Raw genomic sequence first — 19326 nt, 5'->3', positions numbered from 1 at the left:
GATCAGCACCACGACCGCCAGCGCGACCAGGCTCGCCGGCGCGACGCCGAAGAAGCGCCCGGTCAGGAAATCGGCAAGGTCCTCATTGACCGAACCGCCCGGAAACGGCCGCAGCAGCAGTGCGAGGCCGAAATAGACGGCGCCGGTGGCGATGGTGGCGACGATCGGCTGCAGCCGCCCATAGATGACGATGGCGCCGTTGATGGCGCCGCAGACGAGCCCGGTGCCGAGCACCGCGACGACGCCGAAGGCCGTCTCGAGGCCGGTGCCGATCACCAGCCAGGAAGCCAGGCAATTGGTCAGCGTGAAGATCATGCCGACGGATAGATCGATGCCGGCCGTGATCACCACCAGGGTCTGCGCCATGGCGACGAAGGCAAGCAGCACGCCCTTGTTGGCGGCCGTCTGCACGACATTGGCGGTAAAGCCCGCCGGGTGGTTCGCGCTGTAGATCGCGAACATGGCGACGAAGATACCGAGTGCGAGCAGCGTTCCGCGTTGCTCGGCCAGCCAGTAACGCCAATCCTTCACGCTGCGATCCCCTTCATGCGCCCTCTCCCTGCATCGGACCGGCGCCCTCGCCGTGGATATTGAGCGCGCTGGCGATCAGCGCATGCTCGGTGATCTCGGCGCCGACCAGCTCGCGCTTGACCGCGCCGTCATAGAGCACGAGCACCCGGTCGCAGCAGCCGATCAGTTCGTCATAGTCGGTCGAATAGAACAGGATCGCGGCCCCGGCGTCGGCGAGCTTGCGCATCAACTGGTAGAGTTCCTGCTTGGTGCCGACATCGATGCCGCGCGTCGGGTCGTTGAGCAGGACGATGCGCGGCTGCCGCATCAGCCATTTGGCGATGACGACCTTCTGCTGGTTGCCGCCCGACAGCGCGCCGACCGGAATGTCGAGGCCAGCGGTCTTGATCGCGAGCAGCTCCACCATGTCGTCGATCAGCCGCTGCTCGGTCGCGCGGTCGATGACGCCAGCCTTTGACAGTCGGTCGAGCGCCGCGAAGGAAAGGTTCTCGCGCACCGTCATCGGCAGCATGAGCCCCTCGGTCTTGCGGTCCTCGGGGATGAGCGCCATGCCGATGCGATCGTCACGCGCGGCTGAAGGACTGGCGATGGAAACCGCCTTGCCGTCGACCAGGATCTCGCCGGCAAGGCCGCGCAGCACGCCGAAGAAGGCAAGCAGCAACTCCCGCTGGCCCTGACCGTCGAGGCCGCCGAGGCCGACGACCTCGCCCGCCCCGACGGTGAGCGAGACATTGTCCAGCCGATCGGTCCAGCACAGGTTGCGCGCCTCCAGCACCGGGACGGCGGCGGCGTGCCGCGCCGGCTTCGGCGGGAAGATGTGGCTGTATTCGCGTCCGATCATCAATTCGACGACTTCGCTGTCGCTCTTCGAGCCGGCCGCGTAACTGGCGACGTTGCGGCCGTTGCGGAAGACGGTGCACTGGTCGGCAAGCTCGGCGATCTCGTTCATCCGGTGCGAGATGTAGAGCAGCGCCAGCCCCTCTTCCCGCAGCCTCTTCAGCACGCCGAAGATCTTGGCGACATCGGTCGCGGTCAGCGCCGAGGTCGCCTCGTCGAGGATCAGGATGCGCGGCTTGCGGGCCAGCGCCTTGGCGATCTCGACCATCTGCCGGCGCGACAGCGGCAAATCCTTCACCAGCGCCAGCGGATGGATGTCGGAAGCACCTGCGCGGGCGAGCGCCTCTTCGGCGATGCGGCGCTGCGCCTTGCGGTCGATCAGGCCGAAACGTTTCGGCGGGTCGGAGATGACGATGTTGTCGGCGACGCTGAGTTCCGGTATCAGCGACAGTTCCTGGAAGATGCAGACGATGCCTGCCTGGTTGGCCGCCGCCGGCGAGGCGAAGCTCACCTCGCGACCGTCCAGCATCATGCGGCCTTCGTCCGGCGCGACGACCCCGGCCATCACCTTGATCAGTGTCGACTTGCCGGCGCCGTTTTCGCCGAGAATGGCGTGGATGCTACCGGCCGTGACCGTCAGCTCGGCCTTTTCCAAGGCACGCACGCCGCCATAGCGCTTGGATATGCCTTCCATGCGAAAGAGCGGAACCGCGCCGTCCATCAGCCCTCCGAGGCAATTTCTATCGACAGATGGCAAGCAGCCGGAGCCGCGGGAGATGCCCGCCGCCCCGGCCGGTCAGACTATTTGTTTTCCTTGGTCTGGCCCATGATTTCCTGCGCGGTGAAATTGATACCGCAGGTCGGGAAGGAATTGCCGACGAAGAAATTGTCGGACTGATCGGGGAAGTAGTCCTGGCCTTCCTTGAAGTTCGGATCCTCGACGATCGCCAGCGGCAGTTTCACCGATTGCGGCACGACGTTGCCCTCGAGCGCGGAGATCGCCGTCTTGATAGCGACCGCCACCTGGGCGGGGCCGGTGCCGGCCGACGAGCACTTCAGGCCATCGGCCGCGTGCGCCGCGCAGAATTTGCGGAAGCCGTTTTCGGTCTCGCCGCCGAACGGCACGAAAGCGTGCTTGGCATCGATCATCGCTTGCACGATGCCGGTGTCCCCGCCCTGGCCGGTGATGCCGACGAACGGACCGTTGGTGGCGATGGCATCGGCCGTGACCTTCTGCGCTGTCGGATCGTCCCATTTGCCGGCGACTTCGGTGACGTCCCACTTCTTGCCCGAAGCGTCCAGGACCTCATGGATGCCATTGTGGCGATCGGTGTCGACCGAGGTGCCGGCGACACCGCGCACTTCAAGGATCTTGCCGCCATCGGGTATATGGCTGATCAGCCACTTTGCCCACAGTTCTCCGAGGCCCTTCTGGTCGACATTGACGTTGATGGCATCCTTGGTGTCGAGGATGTTGTCGAAGGCGACAAGGATCACGCCGGCTTCCTTGGCGCGCTTGATCACTGGCCCGAAAGCCGTCGGGTTCTGCGCGTTGACGACGATCGCGTCAAAGCCGGAATCGATGAAGTTGTTGATCGCCGAAATCTGCGCCGGCACATCCTCGCCGGTCGATACGACCTTGAATTCCTTGAGCTTTGCCGCGACGTCCTTCTGCGCGGCATAGGCCTTGGCCGTCTGGATCATCTGGATGCGCCAGGTGTTGGCGATATAGCCGTTGGCGAGCGCGATGCGGTACGGGCCCTCCTTCTTGGGGAATTTGAAGAACTGGGTATCGGCCGCCCACGGCGCGAAGCAGTCCGGCTCCGCGGCCGGTCCCTTGACGATTTCCGGCTCGGCGATCGCCGATGAGCTCAGCATAACGAATGCAGTGGCGGCAACGATGCCACCAACAAGTGACTTGATCATCGATATTCCTCCCGATTGCAGTTCTGCCTGATGCTGCGTGGTTCTGGCACCCGTCCACACCCGGCGAAGCCCTCCAGCCTTGCCCCATGACGCCTACCAGGGTGGCGGTTTGCCACCCGATGCCCCCTCCTCCATCTCCCTCAAGGAGAAAACAAAGCTAGCATATTATACATAATAAACAAGCATGAGCTGTCGCTTATATATAATAAACAGACGCTGGCCTTGCTTTGAATTTCCACACGAAACAATTGGTAGCGCTACCATGACGCAGTGTAAACCGGCATTTGCACAGTCGCTTCTGCGTGTTTCAACGTGCTGTGCTCTCGCGGCGCATCAGCTCGAAGCCGAGGTCGACAACGCGCTGTCGCGGCCTCTCTCCCGCGATCGCCGCCAGCGCCATGGCGACTGCCTGGCGGCCGATTTCATAGCGATGGGTGCGGATGCTGGTGACCGACGGAAACGCTGCCTGCATCATGTCGAGATCGTTGAAGCCGACGATGCCGATGGTCTTCGGAACCGCGATAGCGGCGCGATGGCATTCGAACAGGACGCCAAGCGCGATATCGTCATTGTTGCAGAATACCCCGTCGAGCGCCGGCATCTTGGCCAACGCATCGCGAAAAAGCTCACGACCGAGCGTCACGCTGGACAGCAGTGGCGTGGTCGTCACCAGCCGGGGGTCGAACAGGCCCGCCACTTCCATGGCGGCGCGGTAGCCGGCCAGACGCCGCTGCGAACGCGGGTCCATGCGGGCGCCGATGAAGCCGATCCGCCGGTAGCCAGCCTCGACCAGGTGCTCGCTCGCCACCCGGCCGCCGTCGAAATGGGAAAACCCGACCAGCATGTCGACCGGATCGGGACCGGTCTCCATGACCTGAACCACCGGGCAGCCGGCAGTCTCCAGCAGGCGGCGCGAGGTTGGAGTCTGGTCGATGCCGGCCACGATCAACGCCGCCGGACGCTGCGGGGCAAACACCTGCAGCAGGCGCTCCTCTTCGAGGCCGGAATAGTGGGTGTTGCCGAGCTGGATGCGGAAGGGGCTGTCCGACAGGCTGTCATAGATGCCGCGCACAACTTCGGCGAAAACGTTGTTGGTGAGCGACGGCACCAACACGCCGAACACCTCGGCGCGGGCCGAGGCCAGCGCCCTTGCGTTCGGGTCGGGAACATAGCCGAGCTCGTCGACGGCGGCCTGGATCTGGCGGCGCAGGTCGTCCGAAACCCGCCCCGGTTCGCGCAGCGCCCGCGATACGGTGATGGCGCCGACGCCGGCCTTGCGCGCCACGTCGGCGATGGTCGGGCGGCCGCCGCCGCGGCGCGAGCGCGGCTTGATCACCGCCCTGCCCTCGATGCCGCGCCATCAGCCAGGCTGGGCCGCGAAACGATGGTGTTTGTCGGTATCGCCATGCCAGTCCCTCGCCGCGCCATCTGGCGTCGCGCAGCCTGCCGCCCTTGTCAAGCGACCGGCACCGTGCGGCCCGCCATCAGGCCATCGCCAGGGGACTGCGCCGGGCCTTCCACATCAAGAGGAGGATGGCCGCCAGATTCACCAGGTTCCAGGCGATGCCGTTGACGAAGGCCGCGGCATAGGAGCCGGTGAGGTCGTAGATCCAGCCCGACATCCAGCCGCCGACCGCCATGCCGAAGATGGTCGCCATCATGACGATGCCGACGCGCTGTCCAGCCTCCCTTGCCGGCATGTAATCGCGTATGATGATCGCATAACAGGGCACGATGCCGCCTTGCGACAGGCCGAAGACCAGCGACACGACATAGAGCGAGGCAAGCCCGTCGAAGGGGATGTAGAACAGCAGTGACAGGCATTGCAGCACCGAGCCGAGCAGCAGCGTCCTCACCGCGCCGATGCGATCGGCAAGGAAGCCCGAGCCGATGCGGCTGGCGACGCCCGCCGCCAGCATGATCGACAGCATGTCGGCGCCATGCGCCATGCCATAACCGAGGTCCATGCAATAGGCGACGATGTGCACCTGCGGCATCGACATCGCCATGCAGCAGCCGAAGCCGGCGACGACCAGCAGAACCTGCAGCGCCGCCGGCGACAGCGAGATCGGCCGCACCGGACGGCAGCCGGCAGTGCCGGCCATCGCTTCATGCGGAGCGCCGCGCCGCAGCATCAGCACCAGCGGCACCATTGTGAGCAGGCAGACGACGCCGATCGCCGCATAGGTGAAGCGCCAGCCTTCCGCCCTCATGATCGTTGGCATGATGAAGGGCCAGACCGCCCCTGCGAGGTAATTGCCCGATGCCGCCACAGTCACCGCGACGCCGCGGCGCCGGTTGAACCAATGCGAGATGTCGGCGATCAGCGGGCCGAAGATCGCCGACGTCCCGACGCCGATCAGAAGCCCCTGGACCAGGGTGAAGCCGAGGATCGAACTGGTGAGCGAGGCGAGCAGGAAACCGGCGCCGAGCGCCGTCGCGGAGACCAGCGCCGGGATCCAGTAGCCCATCCGGTCGATGGCGCGGCCGACCAGCACATTGCCGGCGGCAAAGCCGACCATGGTCGCCGTATAGGGCATCGAGGCCGCGGCGCGGTCGACGCCGAACTCAACCTGCACCGCCGGCAGCACCACGACCACCGCCCACATGCCGACACCGCCGATCGTCGCCAGAACCACCGAGATGGCGAGCCGCATCCAGGCATAGGCGCTGTCGATGTCTGGCCTCTGGGCGCTGCTGGAGAAGGTGGTGGCCAAGGCGTTTCCTGTCCGCGGTGTTCTTGAGAGCTAGCGGTTCGGCTCCACTATTCGGCGCATCGGCAGGCATCGAGCAGCGCCACGACAGGCAAATCCGTCGCTCCAGAAGCAAGGATCCGGCGGGAACAGACATCTCCGCGTTGAGTTTCCATCATGAAAGGAGTGCTGCAATGACCGCGAAACGAAAATGGTCGGCCGAAGTGACCGGGCACAGCGACGCGATGGATCTCGAGAAGCATGTCTTCGAATCCAACGATGCCAAAAAGATCGCCGCCTCGCTCAAGCGATCGGCCGAGCACAGCGACCGGCGCAAGTCCGAGCCGTTCCAGTCCGCCATGTCGATGCTGAACTTCTACATCAACCGTGCCGGCAGCAACCTGCCGGCGGAACGCAAGCGAGTGCTGGAGAAGGCCAAGGACGAGTTGCGCGCCGCTTTCGGCCGCGAGCGAGACGATTGATTTCGCTCGGGTCGCGTCCTCTATCTCGATTTAATGACGTCATCGGTGTTAGCGAGCAGCTTGCGCACCGCATTGCGCGCCGCGTCCGGCCTTTGCAGGCGGATGTTCTTCTCGATCGCCTCATGCAGCTTCTGCGCATGCTGCAGGTCGTCGACCTCTCGCGTCGTGTAGCTGAACAGGTGATCGAACGCGGATTCGATCAGCACGCCAAGCGGCACCAGCAAGTCGTTGCCCGAGGCCCTCAGGATCGCGAGATGGAAGCGCGTGTCGGCGCGCGTCCGCTCCTGCAGGGTCGGTGCCTCGCCCATCTCGCGGCAGGCCTGGCTGATCTCGGCCATCTGTTCTTCGGTACGCCGCATCGCGGCGAAAGCCGTCGCCTCCGGCTCGATGATATGGCGGAATTCCTGCACCGTCTTCAGGAATACCTCGCGGTCGGGCGAGGTCGCGTACCAGGCAAGCACATCGCGGTCGAGCAGGTTCCAGCGCTCTTTCGGCTCCACCCAGCTGCCGATCTTCGGACGCGATGCCAAAAGGCTCTTGGCCATCAGCATCTTGATCGCCTCGCGCACGGCCGAACGGCTGACGTCGAAGGTCTCCGACCATTTGGCCTCGTTGGGCAGGATGGTGCCCGGCGGATAGTCGCCGCGCACGATCCGAAGACCGATCTCGCTGGCCAGCGAGGCATGCACGCTCGATCCCGGAATGCGCGGCGCGTCAGCCCGACGAACACCGGCGTGGCGCTCGGCCGACGCCGCCTGCTCCGGTGATTTTTCCTTGCTCGGCTTCCCGTTCCGCATCTGCCCCAGAAAGTCCGTATTTCGAAAGCTGTCAAGCACGGCAAGGCCGCCGGACCGCAAAGCCGGCGACTGTGCACAGATCAGCCACCGTCTGGTGCTCCGTCAGGCCGTTTTGACGTATTTGCGCCAGCTGTGCTCCGGGCGGAAGCCGAGCAGGTCGCGCGCCTTGCGGTTGGAGAGCAGCGTCTCGTATTCGCCGAACTCCGCCTTGACCGGCACGTTCGGATAGAACCGCTTCAGGAGTTCCGCTGTCGGCAGGTCGGACGAGGTGTCGTCGTTGGCGGCGTTGAACACCTGATAGCCGAGCCCGTCCTTCTCGATGGCGCGGAGCGTGATCTGGCCAAGGTCGCGGGCGTCGACATAGCTCCAGGCGATCCTCTTGCGGAAGCCGGGATCGGCGAACCACTTCGGGAACAGTGAATACTCGTGCGGTTCGATGACATTGCCGATGCGCAAGGCGTAGATATCGGTGCCGTTGCGCTGCGCGAAGGCTCGCGCGGTCTTCTCGTTGACGATCTTGGACAGCGCGTAGCTGTCCATCGGGTCGACGTCGTATTCCTCGTCGAGCGGAAAATACTTGGGATCGCGCGGTTCGTTGGCGAAGACCAGGCCGTAGGTTGTCTCGCTGGAGGCGATCACCACCTTGCGGATGCCGAGCTTCACCGCCGCCTCGATGACATTGTAGGTCCCCATCGCGTTGATGCGGAACACCTCGTTGTCGGGCGTGATCATGATGCGCGGGATGGCGGCAAAATGCACAACTGCGTCGACTGGCTGCGGACGCAGCGACGGGTCGAACTCATGCAGGCCCATATAGCTCGACAGCGCGTTGAACACCTGGCCGCTGTCGGTGATGTCGGTGATCAACGTGCGCACCTTGGGATTGTCGAGAGGCTTGGTGTCGATGTTGAGCACCTGGCAGCCATGCTCGACCAGATACTGCACGACGTGACGCCCTGCCTTGCCGCTGCCGCCGGTGAACATGATCCGCTTCGTCATTTCGCTCTCCACATCGCTCGATATTGCCGTGTATTGTCAGACAATATTGCATTCCGCAACCATATGCGGCAAGAACAACGGCGAAATTATCGATAATCCCCAGACAGGACGGAACGACATGACCACCACCGCCGCGCGCGAAAAAATCGGCTTCATCGGCTTGGGCCTCATGGGGCACGGCATCGCCAAGAACATCGTCGACAAGGGCTATCCGCTGACCTTCCTCGGCCGCAAGAACCGCAAACCGGCGGATGACCTGGCTGGTCGCGGCGCCACAGAAGCGGCGACATCGCGCGAGGTGGCGGCATCATCCGACATCGTCTTCATCTGCGTCACCGGCTCGCGCGAGGTCGAAGCCATCATTCGCGGCCCCGGCGGCCTGAAGGAGGGCCTGAGGCAAGGCGCGGTGGTCGTCGATTGCTCGACCTCCGATCCGGTCTCGACGGTGGCGCTGGCTGCCGAACTCAGGGCGCTCGGCGTCGACTATGTCGACGCGCCGCTCAGCCGCACGCCGAAGGAGGCCTGGGAAGGCACGCTGGACGCCATGGTCGGTGCGCCCGACCCGGTCTTCAACAGGGTGAAGCCGGTGATCGAGACCTGGGCCGGCCGCATCGTCCATATAGGCGACACCGGCGACGGCCACCGCATGAAATTGCTCAATAATTTCATCTCGCTGGGCTACGCCGCGATCTATTCCGAGGCGCTGGCGCTGGCCGAGAAGGTCGGCATCTCGCCGTCGCGTTTCGACAGCGTCATCCGCAACGGCCGCATGGACTGCCCCTTCTACCAGACCTTCATGCGCTGGACGCTGGAGGGCGACCGGGACGCGCATAAATTCTCCATCGCCAACGCCTTCAAGGACCTTACCTATCTGGAATCCATGGCGGGCGCCGCCGGCATCGCCAACCCGCTCGGCAACGCCACCAAGAACGCCTTTGCCGGCGCCTTCGCCGCCGGCCCGGCCGAGCAGTTCGTGCCGATGCTGGCGACCCATATCGGCAAGGTCAACGGCGTCGACCTGATGCCGTCAAAAGATGGCGTGAAGCAGAAGATTTGAAGTCGGGAAGGCCTCGCGTCACCGCCGCGACCGCTCGATGACCTCGTCGGTGTTGGCCAGCAGCCGGTGCACGGCGGTTCGAGCGGCGGCCGGGCGCTTGAGGCGGATGGCCTTCTCTATGGCCTCGTGCAACGACTGCGCCCGCCGCTGGTCGCTGTGCTCGCGCGTGACGAAGACGAACAAATGGTCGAGCGCCGATTCGATCAGCACGCCGAGCGGCACCAGCAGCTCGTTGCCCGATGCCCTGAGAATGGCGAGGTGAAAGCGCGTGTCGGCGCGCGTGCGCTCCTGCAGGTTTGTGGCAACCCCCATCTCGCGGCAGGCCTGGCTGATTTCGGCCATCTGCTCCTCGCTCCTGCGCATGGCGGCGAAGGCGCTGGCTTCCGGTTCGATGATGTGGCGGAATTCCTGCACCGTCTTCAGGAACAGCTCGCGGTCCGGCGCGCTCGCGTACCAGGCAAGCACATCGCGGTCGAGCAGGTTCCAGCGTTCCTTCGGCTCCACCCAGCTTCCGATCTTGGGGCGTGATGCCAGAAGGCTCTTGGCCATCAGCATCTTGATCGCCTCGCGCACCGCCGAGCGGCTGACGTTGAAGGTTTCCGACCATTTGGCCTCGTTGGGCAGGATGGTGCCCGGCGGATAGTCGCCGCGCACGATCCGAAGACCGATCTCGCTGGCAAGCGAGGCATGCACGCTCGAGCCCGGGTTCCAGGCCATCTCCGGTCGCCGAACAGCGACAAGTGGATGGCTGGCCGTGGTCCCGGCAGAGCGTTTTCTTGATTTGTCGTCCGGCATCGGCGTTCCGGCATCGTCAGTCCGTCGCGTGGAAACTGTCCGGAATTGTCCGCGCCCGCGGATGCCTTCGCCGACCTATGGGCGCGTCAAATCCGGAGACTGCCGCCCCCGACAACGCTGCCTGTCCTTGTCCCTGAGGGAAGTGACGGGGCGCCCTTCGAAGGGCACCCCGAGATCGAGACCTACTTCTGGATGCAGGTGTCGACCGTGTCCTTGGTGCATTCATCGAGACCGGTGAAGACCGGATCGTCGACCTTCTTGCCTTCGATCAGGTCGATCATCACCGACGGCGCCTTGTAGCCCATTTCGAACGGCCGCTGGCCGACCAGCGCGGTCACCAGACCATCCCTGGCAATCGCCACTTCGTCGCCGATCGTGTCGGCCGCGCCGATGACGAAGGCGTTGCTGGCGATCTTGTCGGCCATCGGCTTGAACAGGTCGCGATAGGGCTGCGGCGCGCCGAACAGCGGCCAGCCGCCCATGATGCCGAAGGCGTCGAGGTCGGGATTTGCGGCGAGGATGTCGGTCATCGCCTGTACGCCCTTGGCGCCATCGTCATTGGTGAACACCGGACATCCGGCGACTTCCGTCCAGCCGCCTTCACCGGCAAGCGCCGCGAGGCCGTCCTTGCCCGACAGCGCGTCGCGCATGCCTTGAGCGCGGCGCAGGATGTTGTCGGCCGCCGGATTGCCTTCGATGGTGCAGATCTTGCCGCCATTGGGCTTGGCCTTCTTGATGTATTCACCGATCTTCTTGCCCATCAGATAGTTGTCGGTGCCGAGATAGGTCTTGCGAAGGCCCGCATCTTCCTTGGCAAGGTCGGCATCGACCGTCATGATCGGGATCGAGGGATTGGCGGTCTTGATCGTCTGCGCGATCAGCGGCGCATTCGACGGCGAAATCGCCATCGCCACTGTGTCGGGCTTGCTCAGCATGTCCTGCACGATCTGAGCCTCGCCGGCCTCGTCCGAAGTCGATGCCGGGCCGGTGTAGAAGCATTCATATTCCGAGCTGGCGTTTTCCTTGTTCCACTTCTCGCAGCCCTGGTGGATGGCTTCGAAGAATGGGTTGTCGAGCCCCTTCACCACAATGACGAGCTGTTTCTTGGCCAGTGCCGGCCCGGCGCCCAACGCCATGACGGCGGCAGCGGCGAGCAAAAGTGATTTCCTCATATCAGTCCTCCCTTGAAACAGACGGGCACGGCGTGCCCGCCACGCAGACCAACCCGGTGCGCGAAGACAGAGCATCGTTTCACGAGCGCTCGTGCCTCCGCCAGTCCAGGCCGATAAGCATTTCCAGATGCAATTCCGAACCGTGCCGGCGAGAATTGCCGCCAAGTCCCGGACCGGTATCGCTTCCGCCGATTCCGCCCGGCCAGCCGGGTCGAAAGATCGGCATGATCTTCCTCCGATGCTTAGCTAATATCGGCATGCGGCCAACGTCAATTGCTATTTGTCCTACAAAACGGATTTTTGGTAAAACATGTCTTCAATTCGTCCGACAATTGATTGACGCCTGCATGAGCATTAGCGTAAATGCGCGAAATCGCCGTTCCCGGGGAGGAGCTGGGGAGAGCGAGGCCGCGGCAGAACCGCAGGCCGCAACAGGGAGGCATAACGCTGGTGGCGGTTCTCGAACTCACCAACATCTCAAAGCATTTCGGCGCCATCCAGGCGGTCAACGACGTGTCATTGTCGATCGAGCCTGGCCAGGTCGTCGGCCTGATGGGCGACAACGGCGCCGGCAAGTCGACGCTGGTCAAGATGATCGCCGGCAATTTCCGCCCGAGCCATGGCAACATGCAGCTGGACGGCAAGGAGCTTGTCCTGCACAAGCCGGCGGAGGCCCGCCAGCACGGCATCGAGATCGTCCATCAGGACCTGGCGCTGTGCAACAACCTGACCGCCGCCGCCAATGTCTATCTCGGCCGTGAGCTGCGCAGGGGCGTCGGTCCGTTTCGCATCCTCGACTATGCCGCCATGTACAAGCGCGCCGGCCAGCTCTTCGCCGAACTGAAGTCCGAGACCCGCCCGCGCGATCTCGTCAAGCAGATGTCGGGCGGCCAGCGCCAGGCGGTGGCGATCGCCCGCACCATGCTGTCGCAGGCCAAGATCGTGCTGATGGACGAGCCGACCGCGGCGATCTCGGTGCGCCAGGTCGCCGAAGTCCTGAACCTGATCCGCCATTTGCGCGACCAGGGCATCGCAGTGGTGCTGATCAGCCACCGCATGCCCGACGTCTTCGACGTCGCCGACCGCGTCATCGTCATGCGGCGCGGCAGGAAAGTGGCCGACAAGACCATCGCGTCCAGCTCGCCCGAGGAGGTAACCGGTCTGATCACCGGCGCTATCGAGCAGGTCGCATGAGCACGGCAACCCCGGAATTTACGGTGCTGGCGCGGCCCGGCAGGAAAGGTCGATAATGGCAGTCACCCTTGACCAGACGATCGCGCAGAAGCAGCACACCTTCATGTCGCGGCTGCTCGGCAGCCAGACTTTCTGGGTGGTGATCGCGGTGATCCTCGCCTGCCTGTTCCTGTCCTTCGCCACCGACGCCTTCGCCACGCAGAAGAACCTCTACAACATCACCCGCAACATCACCTTCGTCGCCATCGTCGCGCTCGGCATGACCTTCGTCATCATCACCGGCGGCATCGACCTGTCGGTCGGCTCGGTGCTTTGCCTGTGCTCGATGGTGCTGGCGGTCACCATGCATGCCGGCTACGGCATCGAAGTCGGCATCCTCGCCACCATCCTGACAGCGCTCGTCATCGGCGCTTTCAACGGCATTCTGATCGCGTATCTCGGCTTTCCGCCGTTCGTGGTGACGCTCGGCATGCTGTCCATCGCGCGCAGCCTCGCTATGGTCGCCTCCAACAACACGGTCGTCTTCCAGTTCGGTCCGGACCACGACAAGCTGCTCGCGCTGGGCGGCGGCGCCTGGGTGTTCGGCATCGCCAATCCGGTGCTCTACATGATCCTTCTGGCGCTGATCACCGGCTTCACGCTGCGCTGGACCAAGTTCGGCCGGCACATCTTCGCCATCGGCGGCAACGAGCATGCGGCGACGCTCACCGGTGTTCCCGTCAAGCAGATCAAGGTCGCAGTCTACATGATCTCGGCGCTCGCGGCCGGCATTGCCGGCATCATCGAGACCGGCTGGCTGGGCGCCGTCACCACCAACATCGGCACCGGCATGGAATTGCAGGTGATCGCCGCCACCGTCATCGGCGGCGCCAATCTCGCCGGCGGTGTCGGCACCGCCTTCGGCGCCATCGTCGGTGCGGCGCTGATCGAGGTGATCCGCAACAGCCTTGGCCTGCTCGGCATCAACGCCTTCTGGCAAGGCACCTTCATCGGCGGCGCTATCCTGCTCGCGGTCCTGTTCGACCGTATCCGCAATTTCAGGCGCAGCGACTAGGCCGGACCGGATCCGGCTCCTATCGCTCAGTCTGAAAATCCGCCCGTGCGGCGCAAGGCGCCTGTGAGGCCTAGCGCACGCGCCTTGACGAGCGCCCGACGCCCGCCGCACAATCCCCGGGCGGGCGAAGGGAGGCCAGTCGCCCGCGGGAGGATATACCCATGATGGACGCGATCAGGCTCTATTGGGGCCGGTTCGGACATGTCTCTGTCCTGAATGTCGCCAACGACTTCGTCACCCATGCCCATGTCGAGGCGCATCTCATCATCTGGCTTGAAGGCACGGCCGGCGAGATGACCATCGGCCGCGAGACGGTGCGGCTCGGGCCCGACACCGCCGCCGGCATCAATTCGTTCCAGCCGCACAGCCATGCCCTGTCGCATGACGGCAGGCCGGGCCTGTTCCTCGCCTTTTACATCGATCCCGACTGGGCCTGCCGGCGCCGCGACCTGCCCTCGTCGGCGCCGCTGTTCGCGCAGGCCGCGATCACGCTGGAGCCGTGGCTGCACCAGGCGGCGGCGCGCCTGCTCGATTATCTCAGCGACAATGAGAGCATCGACGACATCGCCAATTACGAGATCGAGCGCTTCATCGACAGCGTGCTCGACGCCGCCGACGCCTCGGCGCCGCATGTGGCGCGTGGCCGCGTCAACACCATGCAGGATTTCCGCGTCCGCAAGGCGATCCAGCTGATGAAGGCCAATGTCTGCGAACGCATCTCCTTCGACGACGTGGCCCGCAGCGTCGGCCTGTCGAGGCCGCATTTCTTCGCCTTGTTCAAGGAACAGACCAATCTGACGCCGAACGTCTACTGGAACACGCTGCGCATGGAGGAAGCCGTGCGCCAGCTGCAATGGTCGCAGGAACCGCTGATCTCGGTCGCTTGCAATCTCGGCTTCACCACCCAGGGCAATTTTTCGCGCTTCTTCCGCGACCATGTCGGCGTGCCGCCGACGCTCTATCGCGAGGCGGCGCGGGCGATGGCTTGAGCGGTCCTGGCTGCCTTCGGTCTATTTTCAGACTGATTGATAGGCGCTCAAGACGCATTGATAAGCGCCGGCTGCCCGTGCGCCCTACCCTTCCCGCCATACGCATCCGCAAGGGAACGGCTCCATGGCGAAAGTCACCATCTCCAGCGTCATCGACGCTCCGGTCGAACAGGTCTGGGCCCGGATACGCGACTTCAACGGCTTGCCGGGTTGGCACCCGCGCATGATCGAAAGCCATATCGAGGACGGCAAGGATGCCGGCACGATCGGCTGTGTGCGCAACTTCCAGCTCGTCAGCGGCGCCCGCCTGCGCGAAAAATTGGTCGCTTTTTCCGACGAGAACCACCTCGTCAGCTATTCCATCCTCGAAACGCCGCAGCCGATCACCAACCACAAGGCAACGCTCCAGCTCAGGCGCGTCACCGACGGCAACCGCACCTATGCCGAATGGAGCGCCAGCTTCGACGCCGCTCCCGAGGAAGCCGACAAGCTCGCCGAAGGCATGGGCGCCAACGTCTTCCAGGGCGGTTTCAATGCCTTGAAGAACCACTTTTCAGGCCAAGGCTGAGCCAAGGAGCGTGCCATGGCGCTTGCCCTCCAAACATTCCCGACGGTGAAGGACGCGAACGCTGCGCTGCAGGCGGTCGGCACGCGCTGTCTCGGCGGCGGCACGCTGGTCGTGCGCGCCGCCAATGAAGGCGACGTTTCGGTCACCAGACTTGTCCGCGCCACCGAGCCGTCGCTGTCGACGATTACCGTTTCCAATGGCAGGACCGTTCTTGGCGCCTCCGTCACCATGGCTGCGATCGCCCGCCACCCGGAGCTCGCATGGCTCGCGCCCGCCGCGCGCGCCGTCGGCGGGCCGGCGATCCGCAACATGGCAAGCGTCGGCGGCAATCTCTTCGCGCCTGCGCCCTACGGCGACTTCGCCGTCGCGCTGCTTGCGCTGGACGCGAACGTCGCCACCGAGGATGGCGAAGTGCCGATCGAGACCTTCCTGGCCGGGCGCGACACCAACCGTTCCATCGTCACGTCCGTAACCTTCGCCCTACCCCGCGCGGAGGGCTTCCGTTTTCTCAAAGTGTCACGGGTCAAGCCCAAGGGCGTCTCGGTACTCAGCATCGCCGCGCTCTTGCCGCGGATAGACAACGGCACGGTCACCGCCGCGCGGATCGCACTTGGCTGCATGGCCGACCGGCCGATGCGTGCCAGAGCGGCCGAGAAGGCGCTGCTTGGCTGCAGGCTGACGCCTGATGAGATCGCGCCGGCGCTGGCTGTGGCAAACGAAGGCACAACGCCGATTACCGATCCGGTCGCCAGCGCCTGGTATCGCGCTGAAGTGCTGCCGGTCCATCTCGGCCGGCTGCTGCTCGCATGATGCCCGTCGCCCAAAAACGCGTAGCGGTTTTGGGATTGCGACAGGCAGGAAGTCTCACACGTCGGGGGCGCGCGTCTGTCCGGATATCCGGGCAGGCGCGCAGGGAGGAAAGACATGGTGAAGGTCCCGGTCCAGTTCACGCTCAACGGTTCCGAGAAAGCCGAGTTCATCGACAGCGGCGCGACACTGCTGCACGCGCTGCGGGACAAGATCGGCGACACCTCGCCGAAAGGCGGCTGCCACCAGGGCACTTGCGGCGCCTGCTCGGTCATCATCGACGGTGAGCTGAGGCTCTCCTGCCTGACGCTGGCGGAGACCTGCAACGGCGCCGTCATCAGGACGACGGCAGGTCTCGCAGAGGGCGGCGTGCTGCATCCGCTGCAGCGCGCCTTCCTCGATGCCTTCGCCACCCAATGCGGCTTCTGCACGCCGGGCATGATCATGGCCGCCAAGGTGTTGCTCGACCGCACGCCCAATCCCAGCCGCGAAGAGGTGGTCGAGGCGCTGTCCGGCAACATCTGCCGCTGCACCGGCTATGAGCCGATAATCCAGGCCGTGCTCACCGCCGCGCGTTCCAATTCGCAGAACGTGGCCTGAGGGGACCAAAAGAATGGAACTGCGCAAGAGCTATTTCGCCGATCAGCGCAAAGACGGCCTGCACGAGATCGGCCAGGGACGGCCGCGGCTCGATTCTCCCGGCCATGTCACCGGCAAGACAGCCTATTTCGCCGACCGCAACTTCCCAGGCATGCTGCATCTGAAGATGGTGCGCAGCCCGCACCATCACGCCCGCATCCGCTCGATCGACATCTCGGAGGCGGAGAAGCATCCCGGCGTGATGAAGATCCTCACCGCCAGGGACGTGCCGCACAATGTCTACACCATCCTGATCCTGATCCAGATCGGCCCCGAGGACGAAACAGTGCTCGCCGACGGCAAGGTGCGCTGGAAGGGCGAGGCGGTGGTGGCGGTGCTGGCCGAGACCGAGCGCGCGGCGCAGGAGGCAGCTGCCAAGGTCAAGGTCGACTACGAGGTGCTGCCGGCCGTCTTCGACATGGAGGAGGCGCTGAAGCCCGGCGCGCCGCTCGTCAACGAGTACCACGGCCAGAACCACTACCTGTATGACAGCGGCGAGTGCCGCAAGGTGCGCTTCGGCGATGTCGAGGCGGGCTTTGCCGAGGCCGACCACATCCTCGAGCAGACCTACCAGTCCTCGCCGATCGAGCATGCACCGACCGAGACGACCGGCTGTGTCGTAGCGCCCGAGGGCAACGACCGCTTCACCTGCTACACCAACACGCAGGCGATGTTCTTCACCCTCGACAACGCCTCGATCATTCTGCAGATGCCGGGCTCGAAGCTGCATTTCGTCGGCGGCACCGTCGGCGGCGGTTTCGGCGGCAAGGTCGACGTCATCGTCGAACCGATTGCCATCCTCGGCGCAAAATTAACCGGGCGACCGGTCTGTTTCATCTACAGCCGCGAGGAGGAGATGCAGATCTCGTCGCCCCGCGCGGCCGAGAAGGTCGTGATCAAGGACGGCGTCATGAAGGATGGCCGCATCGTTGCCCGCAAGGTCACCGGCTACACCGATGCCGGCGCCTACTCCCGCCATTCGCCCTATGGCGCGCAGAAGGGTGCGGCGCACTATCCCGGCCCCTACACGATCCCCAACGTCTGGATCGATACTTATTGCGTCTACACCAACCGCACCCCCTCCTCCGCCATGCGCGGCTTCGGCGTCACCATCGGCGACTTTGCGCTGGAAGTGCAGATGGACAAGCTGGCGCGGCTGATCGCCATGGACCCGCTCGAGTTCCGCTTCATCAATGCCTACCGCGACGGCGACATGAAGGCGCATCGCCAGCCGACCGAGGGCGCGGCGCTGATCGAGTGCATGCAGGAAGCCTCGCGCGCCGCCAACTGGCCGGTGGCGGAGAAATACATGGCGATCTCGTCCTACAGGAAGGGAGGCTGAGATGGCGATACGGCGCGGACGCGGCGTCGCCGCGATCAACTATCCGACCGGCATGAATCTCGGCGGCGACCCGACCCAGGCGCTGGTTCATTCGACCCCGACCGGCAATTTTATGGTCACCCTTTCCAGCGTCGATCTCGGCCAGGGCATGAAACAGATCATGGCGCAGATCTGCGCCGAGACCATCGGCGTGCCGACCGACCGCGTCATCGTCGACACCGCCGATACCGACACCGGGCCGCACTGCATGGGCACCTTCGCCTCGCGCGGCACGCACCGCGCCGGCAACGCCGTCATCCAGGCTGCGAGGGAAGCTCGCCAGGTGATGCTGGAAGTGGCGGCGGAAGAGCTGGAAGTCAACGCCTCGGACCTCGAAACCGACGGCCAAGGCAACGTATTGGTGAAGGGCGCGCCGCAGAAATCGATTTCGATCTTCGACGTTGCGCTGTCGGCGCATTTCAAGCGCGGCCGCTCGATCTCTGGGCGCGGCATGTTCTTGATCCCGCGCTCCTATCCGGAGAAGGAGACCGGCGCGATGAAGCCGTCGACCTGCTACGCGCATGCCTGCACGGTGGCCGAGGTCGAGGTCGACGACGAGACGGGCGAAGTGACGGTGCTCAACGTCAAGAACGTCTTCGAGATCGGCCGCGCCCTGAACCCGAAGATGGTCGAGCAGCAGCTCGTCGGTGGTTCCTGGATGGGCATCAGCCATGCCCTCTACGAGACGACGGAGCCCTATTATCCGAACCGCGACCATGGCGGCACCGATTTCAACCAGTATCTGATGCCCGGTCCCGGCGATCTCGCCGAGACCGAGATCATCGTGCTGGAACGGCCGTCGGCGGACGGTCCCTTCGGCGCCAAGGGACCGGGCGAGATGTGCGCCAACCCGCAGATCCCCGCCGTCGCCAATGCCGTTTTCGACGCCGTCGGCGTTCGCATCGACACTTTGCCGATCACGCCCGAGCGCATCCTGCGCGCGCTAAAGGCGCAAGCCGCGGGTTGAGCGGACAATGACCCGCGCCGACGCCGAACAGATCGCGGCTTCGCCGGAAGCGGTGGCGGCGCGCCTTGCCGCCTCGCGCTATCTCGCCGACGACAGCCTTGCGACGGCGATCTTCCTGGCCATTCGCCTCGGCAAGCCGCTGCTGCTCGAAGGCGCGCCGGGCGTCGGCAAGACCGAAGCCGCCAAGGCAGTGGCCGAACTGCTCGGCCGTGAGCTGGTGCGCCTGCAATGCTATGAAGGCATCGACGCCGCGCATGCGCTCTATGAATGGAACTACCAGCGCCAGTTGCTCGCCATCCGCCATGCCGGCGAGCACGAGATCGACATCTATGACGACCGCTTCCTGATCGCGCGGCCGCTGCTGCAGGTGCTGCGCGTGCCGGAACAGCGCGTGCTGCTCGTCGACGAGATCGATCGCTCCGACCACGAATTCGAAGC

19 protein-coding genes and 1 pseudogene are annotated in these 19326 nt (G+C 64.6%); 11 read left to right on the top strand and 9 right to left on the bottom strand.

Translation table 11 applies throughout. The features are described from left to right. From EN745_RS11870 to EN745_RS11850, 5 genes and pseudogenes are all read right to left on the bottom strand, one after another. Nucleotides 1–531, bottom strand: a pseudogene (locus EN745_RS11870) (ABC transporter permease); the annotation flags it as partial. Between the two features lie 13 nt (nt 532–544). Then, nucleotides 545–2089, bottom strand: coding sequence for a sugar ABC transporter ATP-binding protein (locus EN745_RS11865; protein WP_127421317.1), 1545 nt, complete (start codon nt 2087–2089; stop codon nt 545–547). A gap of 80 nt (nt 2090–2169) precedes the next feature. Continuing rightward, a complete protein-coding gene (locus EN745_RS11860; protein WP_127421316.1) occupies nt 2170–3294 on the bottom strand; it encodes a sugar ABC transporter substrate-binding protein in 1125 nt (374 codons plus the stop codon). Between the two features lie 307 nt (nt 3295–3601). Next, a complete protein-coding gene (locus EN745_RS11855; protein ID WP_127421315.1) occupies nt 3602–4630 on the bottom strand; it encodes a LacI family DNA-binding transcriptional regulator in 1029 nt (342 codons plus the stop codon). A gap of 148 nt (nt 4631–4778) precedes the next feature. Continuing rightward, entirely contained in the window at nt 4779–5951 is a 1173-nt protein-coding gene (locus EN745_RS11850) for an MFS transporter (protein WP_127421318.1), read from the bottom strand. A 230-nt stretch (nt 5952–6181) separates the two neighbouring features. Here EN745_RS11850 and EN745_RS11845 point away from each other — a divergent pair, with 230 nt between their 5' ends. Continuing rightward, nucleotides 6182–6469 carry a DUF3175 domain-containing protein gene (locus tag EN745_RS11845; RefSeq protein ID WP_127421314.1) on the top strand — a complete coding sequence of 96 codons (288 nt, stop codon included), beginning with the start codon at nt 6182–6184 and terminating at the stop codon, nt 6467–6469. 20 nt (nt 6470–6489) lie between these two features. On the opposite strand, the gene EN745_RS11840 is transcribed toward EN745_RS11845, so the two are convergent. Together EN745_RS11840 and EN745_RS11835 are read right to left on the bottom strand one after the other, a co-directional pair. Beyond that, nucleotides 6490–7266, bottom strand: a complete 777-nt coding sequence (locus tag EN745_RS11840; protein ID WP_127421313.1) for a FadR/GntR family transcriptional regulator — start codon at nt 7264–7266, stop codon at nt 6490–6492. Between the two features lie 102 nt (nt 7267–7368). Further along, complete coding sequence (locus EN745_RS11835) at nt 7369–8265, bottom strand: NAD(P)-dependent oxidoreductase (protein ID WP_127421312.1); 897 nt, start codon at nt 8263–8265, stop codon at nt 7369–7371. A 118-nt stretch (nt 8266–8383) separates the two neighbouring features. On the opposite strand from EN745_RS11835, the gene EN745_RS11830 reads away from it, so the two are divergent. Then, on the top strand, nt 8384–9322 hold the full coding sequence (locus EN745_RS11830; RefSeq protein WP_127406060.1) for an NAD(P)-dependent oxidoreductase: 939 nt from the start codon (nt 8384–8386) through the stop codon (nt 9320–9322). Between the two features lie 18 nt (nt 9323–9340). Here the strand turns inward: EN745_RS11830 and EN745_RS11825 are convergent, their stop codons facing one another. Together EN745_RS11825 and EN745_RS11820 are read right to left on the bottom strand one after the other, a co-directional pair. After that, nucleotides 9341–10117 (bottom strand): FadR/GntR family transcriptional regulator, encoded by a 777-nt coding sequence (locus EN745_RS11825; protein ID WP_127421311.1) that lies wholly within the window; start codon nt 10115–10117, stop codon nt 9341–9343. 182 nt (nt 10118–10299) lie between these two features. Next, the gene (locus EN745_RS11820; RefSeq protein WP_126059019.1) at nt 10300–11289 is read right to left on the bottom strand and encodes a sugar-binding protein; all 990 of its coding nucleotides are present in this window, start codon (nt 11287–11289) and stop codon (nt 10300–10302) included. Between the two features lie 450 nt (nt 11290–11739). Between EN745_RS11820 and EN745_RS11815 the strand changes: the two genes are divergently transcribed. The 9 genes from EN745_RS11815 to EN745_RS11775 all read left to right on the top strand — a co-directional run. Beyond that, entirely contained in the window at nt 11740–12483 is a 744-nt protein-coding gene (locus tag EN745_RS11815) for an ATP-binding cassette domain-containing protein (protein WP_126059018.1), read from the top strand. A gap of 55 nt (nt 12484–12538) precedes the next feature. Next, on the top strand, nt 12539–13537 hold the full coding sequence (locus EN745_RS11810) for an ABC transporter permease (RefSeq protein ID WP_126059017.1): 999 nt from the start codon (nt 12539–12541) through the stop codon (nt 13535–13537). 161 nt (nt 13538–13698) lie between these two features. Beyond that, nucleotides 13699–14526, top strand: a complete 828-nt coding sequence (locus EN745_RS11805; protein WP_127421310.1) for an AraC family transcriptional regulator — start codon at nt 13699–13701, stop codon at nt 14524–14526. Nucleotides 14527–14650: 124 nt separating this feature from the next. Further along, nucleotides 14651–15094, top strand: a complete 444-nt coding sequence (locus tag EN745_RS11800) for an SRPBCC family protein (RefSeq protein ID WP_127421309.1) — start codon at nt 14651–14653, stop codon at nt 15092–15094. Between the two features lie 15 nt (nt 15095–15109). Then, complete coding sequence (locus tag EN745_RS11795) at nt 15110–15904, top strand: FAD binding domain-containing protein (protein WP_127421308.1); 795 nt, start codon at nt 15110–15112, stop codon at nt 15902–15904. 114 nt (nt 15905–16018) lie between these two features. After that, nucleotides 16019–16501: a (2Fe-2S)-binding protein gene (locus tag EN745_RS11790; RefSeq protein WP_127421307.1), complete on the top strand. Its 483-nt coding sequence runs from the start codon at nt 16019–16021 to the stop codon at nt 16499–16501. Nucleotides 16502–16514: 13 nt separating this feature from the next. Continuing rightward, nucleotides 16515–17882, top strand: coding sequence for a xanthine dehydrogenase family protein molybdopterin-binding subunit (locus EN745_RS37480; RefSeq protein WP_127421306.1), 1368 nt, complete (start codon nt 16515–16517; stop codon nt 17880–17882). Between the two features lies 1 nt (nt 17883). Next, the gene (locus tag EN745_RS37475; protein WP_126059011.1) at nt 17884–18888 is read left to right on the top strand and encodes a molybdopterin cofactor-binding domain-containing protein; all 1005 of its coding nucleotides are present in this window, start codon (nt 17884–17886) and stop codon (nt 18886–18888) included. Nucleotides 18889–18895: 7 nt separating this feature from the next. Continuing rightward, a partial coding sequence (locus tag EN745_RS11775) for a MoxR family ATPase (protein WP_145992011.1) occupies nt 18896–19326 on the top strand: 431 nt, incomplete at its 3' end.

This window comes from Mesorhizobium sp. M4A.F.Ca.ET.022.05.2.1, from assembly GCF_003998845.1.
Taxonomy (GTDB): Bacteria; Pseudomonadota; Alphaproteobacteria; order Rhizobiales; family Rhizobiaceae; genus Mesorhizobium.
Note: the sequence above shows the minus strand (reverse complement) of the source record. Positions and strands in the feature narration are given on the sequence as shown.

Coding starts and splice junctions, on each gene's coding strand:
- EN745_RS11865 (WP_127421317.1), bottom strand. CDS start 2,089: ATGGACGGCGCGGTTCCGCTCTTTCGCATGGAAGGCATATCCAAGCGC.
- EN745_RS11860 (WP_127421316.1), bottom strand. CDS start 3,294: ATGATCAAGTCACTTGTTGGTGGCATCGTTGCCGCCACTGCATTCGTT.
- EN745_RS11850 (WP_127421318.1), bottom strand. CDS start 5,951: ATGCGGCTCGCCATCTCGGTGGTTCTGGCGACGATCGGCGGTGTCGGC.
- EN745_RS11845 (WP_127421314.1), top strand. CDS start 6,182: ATGACCGCGAAACGAAAATGGTCGGCCGAAGTGACCGGGCACAGCGAC.
- EN745_RS11840 (WP_127421313.1), bottom strand. CDS start 7,266: ATGCGGAACGGGAAGCCGAGCAAGGAAAAATCACCGGAGCAGGCGGCG.
- EN745_RS11835 (WP_127421312.1), bottom strand. CDS start 8,265: ATGACGAAGCGGATCATGTTCACCGGCGGCAGCGGCAAGGCAGGGCGT.
- EN745_RS11830 (WP_127406060.1), top strand. CDS start 8,384: ATGACCACCACCGCCGCGCGCGAAAAAATCGGCTTCATCGGCTTGGGC.
- EN745_RS11825 (WP_127421311.1), bottom strand. CDS start 10,117: ATGCCGGACGACAAATCAAGAAAACGCTCTGCCGGGACCACGGCCAGC.
- EN745_RS11820 (WP_126059019.1), bottom strand. CDS start 11,289: ATGAGGAAATCACTTTTGCTCGCCGCTGCCGCCGTCATGGCGTTGGGC.
- EN745_RS11810 (WP_126059017.1), top strand. CDS start 12,539: ATGGCAGTCACCCTTGACCAGACGATCGCGCAGAAGCAGCACACCTTC.
- EN745_RS11805 (WP_127421310.1), top strand. CDS start 13,699: ATGATGGACGCGATCAGGCTCTATTGGGGCCGGTTCGGACATGTCTCT.
- EN745_RS11800 (WP_127421309.1), top strand. CDS start 14,651: ATGGCGAAAGTCACCATCTCCAGCGTCATCGACGCTCCGGTCGAACAG.
- EN745_RS11795 (WP_127421308.1), top strand. CDS start 15,110: ATGGCGCTTGCCCTCCAAACATTCCCGACGGTGAAGGACGCGAACGCT.
- EN745_RS11790 (WP_127421307.1), top strand. CDS start 16,019: ATGGTGAAGGTCCCGGTCCAGTTCACGCTCAACGGTTCCGAGAAAGCC.
- EN745_RS37480 (WP_127421306.1), top strand. CDS start 16,515: ATGGAACTGCGCAAGAGCTATTTCGCCGATCAGCGCAAAGACGGCCTG.
- EN745_RS37475 (WP_126059011.1), top strand. CDS start 17,884: ATGGCGATACGGCGCGGACGCGGCGTCGCCGCGATCAACTATCCGACC.